Source organism: Flavobacterium anhuiense, from assembly GCF_004151235.1.
GTDB lineage: Bacteria > Bacteroidota > Bacteroidia > Flavobacteriales > Flavobacteriaceae > Flavobacterium > Flavobacterium anhuiense_A.
The window spans coordinates 67,765-80,419 of the sequence record NZ_JUIV01000013.1 but is presented as its reverse complement, the minus strand read 5'-3'; the positions used below and the strand labels follow the sequence as shown (position 1 = coordinate 80,419).

At 34.0% G+C, this 12,655-nt stretch carries 11 protein-coding genes; 3 read left to right on the top strand and 8 right to left on the bottom strand.

Annotated elements, in window-relative coordinates; translation table 11 throughout:
* Nucleotides 1-207 precede the first annotated feature (207 nt).
* Together carB and rpmH are read right to left on the bottom strand one after the other, a co-directional pair.
* Nucleotides 208-3,063, bottom strand: a complete 2,856-nt coding sequence (carB, locus tag NU08_RS15635; RefSeq protein ID WP_129748058.1) for a carbamoyl-phosphate synthase large subunit — start codon at nt 3,061-3,063, stop codon at nt 208-210.
* A gap of 143 nt (nt 3,064-3,206) precedes the next feature.
* Complete coding sequence (rpmH, locus tag NU08_RS15630) at nt 3,207-3,368, bottom strand: 50S ribosomal protein L34 (protein ID WP_008464848.1); 162 nt, start codon at nt 3,366-3,368, stop codon at nt 3,207-3,209.
* Between the two features lie 168 nt (nt 3,369-3,536).
* Here rpmH and NU08_RS15625 point away from each other — a divergent pair, with 168 nt between their 5' ends.
* Nucleotides 3,537-4,052 (top strand): hypothetical protein, encoded by a 516-nt coding sequence (locus NU08_RS15625; RefSeq protein ID WP_008464839.1) that lies wholly within the window; start codon nt 3,537-3,539, stop codon nt 4,050-4,052.
* A 330-nt stretch (nt 4,053-4,382) separates the two neighbouring features.
* Here NU08_RS15625 and NU08_RS15620 read toward each other — a convergent pair whose 3' ends face one another.
* A complete protein-coding gene (locus tag NU08_RS15620; protein WP_035691271.1) occupies nt 4,383-5,039 on the bottom strand; it encodes a YqiA/YcfP family alpha/beta fold hydrolase in 657 nt (218 codons plus the stop codon).
* Between the two features lie 294 nt (nt 5,040-5,333).
* Here NU08_RS15620 and NU08_RS15615 point away from each other — a divergent pair, with 294 nt between their 5' ends.
* Entirely contained in the window at nt 5,334-5,636 is a 303-nt protein-coding gene (locus tag NU08_RS15615; protein WP_008464832.1) for a GNAT family N-acetyltransferase, read from the top strand.
* Here NU08_RS15615 and NU08_RS15610 read toward each other — a convergent pair.
* The 3 genes from NU08_RS15610 to NU08_RS15600 form a co-directional block, all read right to left on the bottom strand.
* Nucleotides 5,633-7,063: an anion permease gene (locus NU08_RS15610; RefSeq protein WP_008464830.1), complete on the bottom strand. Its 1,431-nt coding sequence runs from the start codon at nt 7,061-7,063 to the stop codon at nt 5,633-5,635. The two genes, NU08_RS15615 and NU08_RS15610, sit on opposite strands and share 4 nt — an antisense overlap.
* Nucleotides 7,064-7,082: 19 nt before the next feature.
* The gene (locus tag NU08_RS15605) at nt 7,083-8,228 is read right to left on the bottom strand and encodes a porin (protein WP_129748057.1); all 1,146 of its coding nucleotides are present in this window, start codon (nt 8,226-8,228) and stop codon (nt 7,083-7,085) included.
* Between the two features lie 244 nt (nt 8,229-8,472).
* Nucleotides 8,473-10,107 carry an ABC-F family ATP-binding cassette domain-containing protein gene (locus NU08_RS15600; RefSeq protein ID WP_129748056.1) on the bottom strand — a complete coding sequence of 545 codons (1,635 nt, stop codon included), beginning with the start codon at nt 10,105-10,107 and terminating at the stop codon, nt 8,473-8,475.
* A 279-nt stretch (nt 10,108-10,386) separates the two neighbouring features.
* Between NU08_RS15600 and NU08_RS15595 the strand changes: the two genes are divergently transcribed.
* A complete protein-coding gene (locus tag NU08_RS15595; protein WP_129748055.1) occupies nt 10,387-10,830 on the top strand; it encodes a PepSY-like domain-containing protein in 444 nt (147 codons plus the stop codon).
* A 123-nt stretch (nt 10,831-10,953) separates the two neighbouring features.
* Here NU08_RS15595 and NU08_RS15590 read toward each other — a convergent pair whose 3' ends face one another.
* Both NU08_RS15590 and NU08_RS15585 read right to left on the bottom strand, forming a co-directional pair.
* Entirely contained in the window at nt 10,954-12,129 is a 1,176-nt protein-coding gene (locus NU08_RS15590) for a GlmU family protein (RefSeq protein WP_129748054.1), read from the bottom strand.
* Between the two features lie 160 nt (nt 12,130-12,289).
* The gene (locus NU08_RS15585; protein WP_008464817.1) at nt 12,290-12,544 is read right to left on the bottom strand and encodes a type B 50S ribosomal protein L31; all 255 of its coding nucleotides are present in this window, start codon (nt 12,542-12,544) and stop codon (nt 12,290-12,292) included.
* Nucleotides 12,545-12,655 lie beyond the last annotated feature (111 nt).

The window sequence follows — 12,655 nt, the reverse complement described above, 5'->3', positions numbered from 1 at the left end:
AACAGCAATATTTACGTTCCATAGGAACGTTTGATTATTGGGTTGTTTAAAAAATGATGTCAATACCAAACGTTCCTACGGAACGTAATATAACGACAACAACACAATATTTCTACCAACAAAATGTTCCTATGGAACATCTAAACGTATAAAACAAAAAAAGCTCCAATTTTCATTGGAGCTTTTCTTTTATAATACAATCTGAGATTATTTACTCAAATACATTTTTCTTCTAGAGTATAACTCGTAGAATTGATCGTCTTTTAAGTCATCAATAAACAAGATACTTTCTCCTGTAGATTTCATTTCAGGCCCTAACGCTTTGTTCACGTTCGGGAATTTGCTGAAAGAGAAAACTGGTTGTTTGATTGCATAACCGTTTAATTGCGGGTTGAAATCAAAGTCAGTTACTTTATTGTGACCTAACATTACTTTTGTAGCATAGTTTACATAAGGTTCTCCATAAGCTTTTGCAATAAAAGGAACTGTTCTTGAAGCTCTTGGGTTTGCCTCGATAATGTAAACTGTATCATCTTTAATCGCGAACTGAATATTGATTAAACCAACCGTTTTTAAAGCTCTAGCAATTTTATGCGTATGATCTTTAATTTGTTGCATTACAAATTCTCCTAAGTTGAAAGGAGGCAATGTTGCATTACTATCTCCAGAGTGAACTCCACAAGGCTCAATGTGCTCCATAATTCCGATGATGTAAACATTTCCGTCAGCATCACAGATCGCATCAGCTTCTGCTTCGATTGCTCCTGCTAAATAGTGATCCAGAAGTAATTTGTTTCCTGGAATTGCTTTCAACAAATCGATAACATGCTCTTCAAGCTCTTTTTTGTTGATTACAATTTTCATTCCCTGACCTCCTAATACATAAGAAGGACGAATTAAAAGTGGAAAATCTAAAGTATCTGCTAATTTTGAAGCTTCGTCAGCAGTTTCAGCGATTCCGAATCTTGGGAAAGGAATGTGTAATTCAGTCAATAAGTCTGAGAAACGTCCTCTATCTTCAGCCAAGTCAAGTGCATCAAAACTAGTTCCGATGATTTTCACACCGTATTTAGATAATTTATCCGCCAATTTAAGAGCTGTCTGACCACCAAGCTGAACGATTACACCTTCAGGTTTTTCGTGTTGGATAATGTCATAAATATGCTCCCAGAAAACTGGCTCGAAGTATAATTTATCAGCAGTATCAAAGTCTGTAGAAACCGTTTCAGGATTACAGTTAATCATGATGGTTTCGTAACCGCATTCTTTAGCAGCTAAAACTCCGTGCACACAAGAGTAATCAAACTCGATTCCTTGCCCAATTCTATTTGGTCCAGAACCTAAAACAATCACTTTCTTTCTGTCAGTAAGGATACTTTCGTTATCTACATAACGCTCTCCGTTTGCCTTTTCGATTTCTGCCTCAAAAGTTGAGTAGTAATAAGGTGTTTTTGCTTTAAACTCAGCCGCACAAGTATCAACCAATTTGAACACACGGTTGATGTTCATGTTCATACGCAAAGTGTGCACTTCACTTTCTAAACAACTCATCATGTGAGCGATTTGTCTGTCTGCGAAACCTTTTTGTTTTGCCTCAAGCAATAATTCTTTAGGAAGATTCGAAACTTTGTAGTTTGAAATTTCTTTTTCTAAAGTATAAAGCTCTTCGTATTGTTTCAAGAACCACATATCGATTCTTGTAATTTCGTGGATTGTGCTCAACGGGATTCCCATTGCGATTGCATCGTAAATTACGAATACACGATCCCAACTTGCATAAGTTAGTTTCTCGATAATTTGTTCGTAATTTTTGTATCCTTTTCCGTCAGCTCCTAAACCATTTCTTTTAATCTCTAAAGACTGAGTTGCTTTATGAAGTGCTTCTTGGAAAGAACGTCCGATTCCCATAACCTCACCTACAGATTTCATCTGAAGACCTAAAGTTCTGTCTGAACCTTCAAATTTATCGAAGTTCCAACGTGGTATTTTTACGATTACATAATCTAAAGTTGGTTCGAAAAGAGCCGAAGTAGATTTTGTAATTTGGTTTTGCAATTCATCTAAGTTGTATCCTAAAGCTAGTTTAGAAGCAATTTTTGCAATTGGATATCCAGTTGCTTTTGATGCCAAAGCAGAAGAACGAGACACACGAGGGTTAATCTCGATTGCTACGATATCTTCTTTTTCGTCTGGTGAAACTGCGAATTGTACGTTACATCCTCCAGCAAAATTTCCGATACTTCTCATCATTAAGATAGCGTAGTCACGTAATTTTTGGAAAGTTGTATCAGATAAAGTCATCGCTGGCGCTACTGTAATCGAATCTCCTGTATGGATTCCCATTGGATCCATGTTTTCGATAGAACAGATAATTACAACGTTGTCATTTTTATCTCTTAAAAGCTCTAGCTCGTACTCTTTCCATCCCATCAAAGCTTTGTCGATCAAAACTTCATGAATTGGAGAAGCTTCAAGTCCACGAGTTAAAAGCTCATCAAAATCTTCTTTTTTGTACACCACAGCTGCTCCTGTTCCTCCAAGTGTAAACGAAGGACGAATTACAAGCGGGAAGCCAAATTCTTGAGCAATTTCTTTTCCTTCAAGGTAAGATGTAGCTGTTTTTGCTGGTGCAGTTGGCACATTGATTTTTTCTAAAAGCTGTTTAAATTGCTCTCTGTCTTCAGTAATATTAATTGCATTTACATCAACACCGATTAATCTTACTCCGAAATCTTGCCAGATTCCTTTTTCTTCAGCCTCCAAACACAAGTTCAAAGCAGTTTGTCCTCCCATTGTTGGAAGAACTGCATCAATTTGCGGATGTTCCTTAAGAATCTCAATAATCGATTTTGTCGTTAAAGGTTTCAAATAAATATGATCGGCCATAGATGGGTCGGTCATAATCGTCGCTGGATTCGAGTTAATCAAGATAACCTCAATTCCTTCTTCACGAATCGAGCGTGCAGATTGAGATCCCGCATAATCGAATTCGCAAGCTTGGCCAATAACAATAGGTCCTGAACCTATTATTAAAACTGATTTTATTGATGTGTCTTTAGGCATTTTGTATGTATTGTGTAGTTATTTACGATTTAAAAACCTCTCTAGTGCGTTATAAACTAGAAAGTTGAAAAAATTTGTACCGAAAAGGTATAAAAAAAGGCGATACTAAAAAAGTAATCGCCTTATGTATGTTTATACAAACATTATTTTTTGTGTCTAGGCTCGCTAGAAACAGTTAATTTATGTCTTCCTTTTGCTCTTCTACGCGCTAGAACTTTTCTTCCATTCGCAGAAGCCATTCTGTCCATAAATCCGTGCTTATTTCTTCTTTTTCTTTTCGATGGTTGAAATGTTCTTTTGCTCATTGCTTTGTATCTTTAAAAATGGTATCTATTAACTTATTAATTTGTTTTTGATATCGTTATTCAAAAACCGAGTGCAAATATACAAAGACTTTTTTTTCTAGCAAGTACTTTTATAAAAATATTTTTAATTCCTTTTACTATCTTTGCAATCACAAATTTACATTAATTATGTTTCACAAAAATATTAAACTTATTTTGGCCGGACTTCTTGTAGTGGCGGGCATTTGGCAATTTACAGAAAGTAATATCGGAAATGGAATCTTTCTTATATTATTGACTGCAATTCCGATTTTTCTTTATTTCAAAAACGAATTTATCCTTTTAGCTTTCCTTAAATTAAGAAAACAAGACTTCGCAGGAGCTAATAAATGGTTATCATATATCAAAAATCCAGAAGGTGCATTAGTAAGAAAACAACAAGGATACTTAAACTATTTGCAAGGTATCATGTTGTCTCAAACCAATATCAACCAAGCAGAGAAACATTTCAAAAAAGCAATCGAACTTGGACTATCAATGGATATGGATTTAGCTGTAGCTAAATTAAACCTTGCAGGAGTTGCCATGTCACGCAGAAGAAAATTGGAAGCGACTAATTTATTAAACGAAGCTAAAAAATTAGACAAACAAGGAATGCTGAAAGAGCAAATCTCTATGATGAAAGAACAAATGAAGAAAATCTAACGATTTTTTAAATTCTAAAATATTAGAAATCCCAAATTCCAAAAGAGTTTGGGATTTTTTTATTGTAGATTTTTGAGTTTAGATTTTAGATTTTTCTTAATTGACATTTTCCGCATAGTTTGTCATCCTGAGGAACGAAGGATCTCCGTAAGAAACTCCGCAAAGTAAATTACCAATCTTTGTCGAGCCACTTGCGAAGATTTCTCCCTACGGTCGAAATGACAAGATTGCGTGTAAATATTCTTAAATACATCTTTATCAAAGTTTAAAACTTTGATAAAGATTACAAATCCACAAAGTACTGGAATTTGGATTTTTTAAAATTGGAATTTAATCTAGTATTATCGAAGGTAAATTCTCATTCAGCCATTTATATTTATTGAGAATCATAATATGCGTTCCTCCTTTAACCAAAATGCATTTATCAATATATTTGATTGGAAAAACTTCGTCTTGGTCTCCGTGAATGTGCACTACATTTTCGTCAATTTTATCTCGATCCCATAAGATTACACTTTCTACAGCCCATTGCAGATAACCTAAATCGCGTACAGATAGAAACTTCTCGTATAATTTTATTCTCTTATTGACTTTTTCTCCAAAAGAAAACTTGGCAAGCTTTTCAATATTAAGAATCAACTGCATCGGGATTAGTTTATAAGCTTTTGTTCGCTTTCCTATTTTCATTCTTCTAGGAAATTCATGATTGCTTCTTACACTTGATATAATAATGACTTTTCGCGCTTTTATATGCTTCGAAATTTCCTGAACTAAGATTCCTCCAAAAGAAACTCCGATTAAAACAGGATTTTCTTCTTTTATGTTTTTACTAATTCGAAGCGCATAATCTGATAAAGATTCTTTTGGGTTTGGAATTTCCCACTCGAGAAGATGCGTTTCAAAAATATTTTCATCCAATTTTATCCTTTCAAAAATAGATGAACTCGCTGCCAGACCCGGCATAAAATAAACTGGAATTTTACTCATAACATTAAAATGAAATTACCATTGGGATATTTATTCTTAAAAAATAAAGTTACTTCTTTTAATATCATGATAATCAAATTTCAGACCTATTTATTACATCTGACTCAAAAAATCAAACTTCAAAACAATAACTTAAAGTTTACAGCTGCAAAAAATAATTTAATATTGAAAATCAAATGATTACCTTTGCATTTCGAAATATTTTTTGATTTTAAATCTTATAAAGAATTTTCTTTCAATACATGTTTCGAATCCCAAATTCACTATTTACCAATAACCTAACAAGAAATTAGTATGGAAACTTCTGTAACTATGGAAATCAAAGACAACACATTTGCACGCCAATTCGAAACTGTCATCCCTGAAGGAATGTTAGCAGTTGAGTATCAATTTCAAGAAAAAAAAATCTTTTTAACCAAAATCAACAAACCTGATTCGTACGAAAACGAAGAAACGATCAATACCTTACTTAAGAATATTTTAGATTTAAGTTCTGAAAAAAATTACAGAGTAGTTCCTATCCATCCAAAGATTGTTTCATTTTTCAAGAAAAACCCTAAATATAAAGAGTTACTTCCTCCAGGAATTAGAATCTAAAAATATCCAATAATTCGGAGCCACAATCCTCCAATTACCATATAGATCAAGAGCATAACCAAACCGGTTATAAGCCCTTTGACCCACCAACTCTTTAGGTCAACGTAGCCGCTCCCGAAAAATACGGGTGCCGGGCCATGACCATAATGCGTTAAAGTTCCGTAAAGAGATCCGACGAAACCAAGCATAAATGCTAGCAGTAACCCAGGAATTCCGAGCGAAACACCAACACCAAGTAAAGCCGCATACATTGCTGCAACGTGTGCGGTTGCACTTGCGAAAAGATAATGACTAAAGAAATACACTAATATAATAATCGGAAAAGCCATCTGCCAGCTTAACCCGCCAATTTCTGCTTTCACTAAATCGCTAAACCAAGCAATAAAACCTAATTCGTTAAGCGAACTGGCCATCATTACCAAAACAGAGAACCAAACTATAGTATCCCAAGCTCCTTTTTCGGCTTTTACATCATCCCAAGTCAATACTGAAGTCAAAAGCAAAATTACCAACCCTATAAAGGCAGTTGTAGTTGCATCGATAGAAAATAAATCTCCTGTCATCCAAAGGAAAAGCAGAATAAAAAATGTTAGCAACATCATCCATTCATTTCTTGTTATCGCCCCCATTTCTTTTAATTTCTGCGTTGCTATCTGCGGAGCATCACCAGTTTTTTTTAATTCTGGAGGATAAATTTTGTAAAGCACAAATGGAATTACAATAAAAGCACACAAACCCGGAACAATCGCAGCAGCTGCCCATGACATCCAGCTGATTTTTATCCCTAAATTCAAAGCAAACTTCTGACACATTGGGTTACTCGCCGTTCCTGTTAAAAACATAGAAGAAGCAATTAGATTCATGTTATAACTATTCAAAGTCAAATAAGCGCCTAATTTTCTATGCGTTTCAGGTTTGTCTGGCATTGAACCAAAACTCATTGACATTGATTTCATAATTGGATAAACAATTCCTCCTCCTCTAGCGGTATTACTCGGAACGGCTGGGGCTAGAACCAAATCTGCCAATCCTAAACCATAAGCCAATCCTAAAGAACTTTTCCCGAATATTTTTATGAATAAAAAAGCAATTCTATTTCCTAAACCTGTTTTTATAAATCCTCTTGCTATGAAAAACGAAATTCCAATCAGCCAGATTACCTTATCGCCAAATCCTTTTAATGCTAATGTGATCGATTTTCCAGGATCTCCTGGAGCCAAAACCTGAGACATTGCCGTCAAAGCAATTGCAATCATACACATAGTTCCCATCGGAGCTGCTTTTAAGATGATTCCTAAAATAGTAGCTACGAAAATGGCAAATAAATGCCAAGCTTCTGTCACAACGCCTTCTGGGGCTGGAATAAACCAAATGGCAACTAAAACTGCCAGCGTAATTAGGGTCTGTGGAATTTTTACTTCTTTCATAAAACAAAAATTAAGTGAATTAAATTCTGAGCTGTAACTGAATTAAAAATAAATTATCGTTGTAGGTTGATGTATCTGGGATGCTTTTATCGAATCTGTCAATCTCAAATCCCATTTCGATACGGCCTGTATACGATTTTCCGAATTCTAAACTAATCATTGGCGTATAAGTGGTACGCACGTTTGAATTGATTTTATAACTAGGGTCGAAAGTTTCGTAACGACACGACAATTCAAGCGCAGTAAGTTTTTGATAATTTACCTCATATCTAAAGTTTGGCAAGAAATAAATGCCACGCATTTGATAATCGGCAACATTATCTGTTCGGCTTTCAACAGGCAAAGAATAATATAAATTATGGTTTGTTCCCTGTTTATACTCTATTTGCAAATCAAAACTAAGTTTATCTGTCACTTTAAAATCACTCGTAATGTCGGCTCCAATTGCAAAGACATCTTCTTTAAAAACTTTTCCAAAACCACCGTTCAAGCCCAGATTAATTTTATGTTCTTTTGACAAACCAAAAACCCATCTTGAAGAATATTGCTTTCCGTTATCTTTATCCATTTCCTGATTTTTCCCATTTCCATTTAAAACCGAAATAGCATAATTCACTGGAATTTTCCCAATATCAAAAGCTCCAGTTGCCGAGGCTCCAATTTGAAAACTTGTCCATCCGTTTTTCCCGAATTCATAATATTGGTTCGAAAAGTCAAAAGACTTAATAATATCTACCGGAACAAGCTCTTCAATACCAAAGGCTGGACGAAACTGCCCTCCTGTTAGAGCAATATATTTATTGAAAGTATATTTTCCGTAGGCATTTTCAAGAACTTTACCTTTTGTATCTGACTTAAAATCTGCCAAATTAACCAGAATAACAATTTCTGTGGTTTCGCTTAATTTGGTATTTAATCCCACACGCATTCTTTTTATATCAAAAGAACTTTGAACTGCATCTCCTGTTGAATGCTGAGTTCCTAAAACATCTACATTATCTCCAAAACTTTCTAAATATCTCGCCTGAAGGAGTCCTTTTAACTGAAACTGCGGATATTTTACTTCATCATTCTCTTTTTTATCGGTTTTATCTACTCCTTGATTCAAATCGCCTTGGGCATGTAAAAAAGTTGGCGTGATAAAAAAAAGAAAAAAAAATGGCATTAGTAGACTTTTACTCATAGGCTTAAAATAAATTAAAACATTAATGCTTATATAGCGATTTAAAAATCAGCTCTTTATTCTTGAGTTCAAAAGTTAACTGCTTAAGTCAACAGGAAAATGGAAGTACTAAAATAACAAAAAAAGATATTTTATGTAAAAAAAATTGCATTAAAATATTGTTACAATAACAAAAAAGGGCATAAGATTAAAACTTATGCCCTTTTTCAAATTATAATGAAAAATATTATTTCTCAATTTCTCTCATAGAGTCCATTTTCTTATGCGCTAAGAAACCTGCCACATCTTCAAAATGCTCTTTTACTCGTTTATTTCCAAATTCAAAAACCTTAGTTGCCAATCCGTCAAGGAAATCACGATCGTGAGAAACTAGGATCAAAGTTCCGTCAAAATCACGCAAAGCATCTTTAATAATATCTTTGGTTTTCATATCAAGGTGATTCGAAGGTTCATCCAGAATTAATAAGTTTACTGGCTCCAACAATAATTTAATCATTGCCAAACGCGTTTTTTCTCCTCCAGAAAGCACTTTAACTTTTTTAGTGATATCATCACCTTGAAACATGAAAGCTCCTAAAATATTTTTAATCTGTGTTCTAATATCTCCAACAGCAATATTATCTATGGTTTCAAAAATAGTTGCATTTTCATCCAACAAAGAAGCTTGATTTTGCGCAAAATATCCAATTTGCGCATTATGTCCGATTTCAACGCTTCCAGAATCAACGCCGATTTCCTTCATGATCGCTTTAATCATTGTCGATTTACCTTCACCATTTTTTCCAACAAAAGCCACTTTTTGACCTCGTTCGATAACAATATTGGCATCTTTGAAAACAACGTGATCTCCATACGATTTAGACATTTCCTTTACAATAACTGGATATTGTCCTGAACGTGGTGCTGGAGGGAATTTTAATCGCAATGCCGAAGTATCTACTTCGTCAACCTGAACAATTTCTAATTTTTCAAGCATTTTCACACGAGACTGTACTGCATCTGTTTTAGAAAATGTTCCTTTAAAACGCTCAATAAAAGCACGATTTTCAGCAATCATTTTTTGCTGCTCATCGTATGCTTTCTGCTGGTGAATTCTACGATCTTTTCTTAATTCTAAGTAATGAGAATATTTTGCTTTATAATCGTAAATTCTTCCCATTGTAACTTCGATAGTTCTGTTTGTAATGTTATCTACAAACGCTCTATCGTGCGAAATTACCACAACGGCTTTTGCTTGAGTCAACAAGAAGTCTTCTAACCATTGAATACTCTCAATATCCATGTGGTTGGTAGGCTCATCTAGCAAAATCAAATCTGGTTTTCTTAAAAGAATTTTAGCCAATTCGATACGCATTCTCCATCCTCCAGAAAACTCAGAAGTCTGACGCGTAAAATCTTCGCGTTCGAATCCAAGACCTGATAATACTTTTTCAACTTCGGCTTCATAATTCACTTCTTCGATAGCATAAAATTTCTCGCTTAAGTCAGAAACTCTTTCGATCAATTTCATGTATTCGTCACTTTCATAATCAGTACGAACTGTCAGCTGCTCATTGATATCATCGATTTCAGATTTCATTTTAAAAATTTCACTGAATGCTTTAGATGCTTCTTCCATTACTGTCGCACCATCTTCAGTAAGCAAATGCTGAGGCAAATAGGCAATTACAGCTTCTTTTGGAGCCGAAATATTTCCTGTAGATGGTTTGTTTACACCAGCAATTATTTTTAAAAGTGTAGATTTTCCTGCACCATTTTTACCCATAAGGGCAATTTTATCATTTTCATTAATAGCAAAAGAAACATCGCTAAAAAGTGTAGTTCCGCCAAACTGAACCGAAATATCATTAACTGTAATCATTTGTCTTTGTGAATTTTGTTTAATCGGCTAATCGTTTATTTGACCACCCATTTTTTTCGTGCTGCAAAGATAGATTTAATTAGATAATGTCCCAATTTGATAATTAGATAATTTTGAAAATGTGATGATTAGAAAATTTGACAACGAGATAATTTGATAATGCAAAAAATTATAAGAATTAAACAAAGTCTAAATTACAAAGAATCAAACCAAATCGATTTGTTTCTATTTTTAAAATTTAAATCTTACCTTGTATAAGAATTTAAAAATCAGCAAAATATGAAAACGAAACTAAAACTGGCTGTTTACGTAATTGCAGGACTGATGATTGGTTTTTCTGCAAATGCTCAAAAAACTGTAATTAAAAAAGAAGCTTTACCTGGAAATGCACAAACCTTCTTAAAAACACATTTTGGATCTAAAAAACCGAGCTATATTTTACAAGACAAAGAAATTCTTTCTACAGAATACAAAGTTCAGTTTGACAATAAAATTGAAATTGAATTTGACAAAAAAGGAAATTGGAAAGAAGTGGACGCCAAAACTGGCAAAGTCCCAAAATCTATTGTTCCAAAAAAAATTGCTTCTTATATAAAAGAAAATTTTCCTAAAGAAGACGTTACCAAAATAGAAATTGAATCTTCTGGTTACGAAACAAAATTAACCAATGGTTTAGAATTAAAATTCAATATGAAAGGGGATTTTATTAAGATTGACAAATAAGTTGAATTAGAAAATGTGTCAATTAGAAAATTCGAAAATTCTCTAAAACCTTAAAATAACAAAACCCGACAGGTTTTAAAACTTGTCGGGTTTGCAAAAAAATATCTAATTATCTTATTAAAATTAATCTTTTCTCCATTTTTTAGTTTCTTCGAAAATATGCTCCATAATTGCAGCTTCAGTTGCATCGAATTCTATATTTCTTCGGCTCATTACCAATCTTGCTGTTTCAAAAGCTTTTTTAGTTACATAAGTTGTAAATCCAGCCGCGCCGCCCCAAGAAAAACTAGGAACAAAGTTGCGAGGAAATCCGCTTCCAAAAATATTCGCGCTTACACCAACCACAGTTCCTGTATTAAACATCGTGTTGATTCCGCATTTACTGTGATCTCCCATCATTAAACCGCAAAACTGAAGTCCTGTTTTAGCAAAACCTTCTGTTTCGTAGCTCCATAACTTCACTTCTTCGTAATTGTTTTTTAGGTTCGAGTTATTAGAATCTGCTCCGATATTGCACCATTCGCCTAAAACAGAATCTCCTAAAAATCCCTCATGCCCTTTATTTGAATTAGCAAAAAGAACCGAGTTTTTAACCTCGCCTCCTATTCGGCTTCCAGGCCCAACAGTTGTTGCTCCATAAACTTTAGCCGACATCTTCACCATTGCATTTTCGCATAAAGCGAATGGCCCGCGAATTACGGTTCCTTCCATAATTTCGGTATTCTTACCTATATATATAGGACCAGTCGATGCATTTAAAGTTACAAACTCTAGCTTTGCTCCTTCTTCGATAAAAATATTCTCTGGCGAAATTACATTAACACTCTTAGGAATTGGCTGAGAGGTTCGGTCTTCAGTCAGATATTTAAAATCCTGACGAATCGCAGCATCGTTTTTAGAAAAAATATCCCAAGTATGCTCGATCGTGATACAATCTTCATTGTACTGAATAATTTCGTAAGAATCAAAATCGACTTCTTCCTGATTTTCGTTCGCAAAAAACGCAATTACGTCCTCCCCTTTAAAGATTGCCTGGTTTTCTGTCAAATTAGAAACCATCTCTGCAAGAGTATCATTTGGCAAATACGCTGCGTTGATCATTACATTTTCCTCCATTTCAACCATTGGGAATTTCTCCGATAAATATTCCTCTGTTATAGTCGTGATTGTCGAACCAAGATATTTTTCCCATTTCTGGCGAATAGTCATAATTCCTACCAAAATATCAGCTACCGGCCGTGTAAAAGTAAAGGGTAATAAAGCATTCCGAACGGGACCGTCGAAAAGAATGTAGTTCATAAATAATTGAGTGTTTGTTAAAATTTGATTTGGTTACCTGGCTTCAAAGTTACAAATATTTTACGGGTTTAATTAAAAACCATTTTAACGAAAAGTAATATTTAACGCATAAAAAAAGCCTTCCAGAATTGGAAGGCTTTTGTATAATTTAAAACAGCTATTATTTTTTAGCGTGTTTAGCATATTTAGTTTTGAATTTATCAATACGTCCTGCAGTATCGATAAGTTTAGATTTACCAGTATAGAAAGGGTGAGATGTTCTAGAAATCTCCATTTTTACAACTGGATACTCAACTCCGTCAACTTCAATTGTTTCTTTTGTATCTGCAGTAGATTTAGTGATAAAAACCTCATCATTCGACATGTCTTTAAATGCAACTAATCTGTAATTTTCTGGGTGAATTCCTTTTTTCATCTTTTCTTTTATTTATTGTTTGGAGCACTTTTATTTTGAAGCTTTTTCATGGTTAGAAAAAGGTGTAAACAAATAATACTCTTTTTTGTTTAAAAATTTAATTCTTTTTGA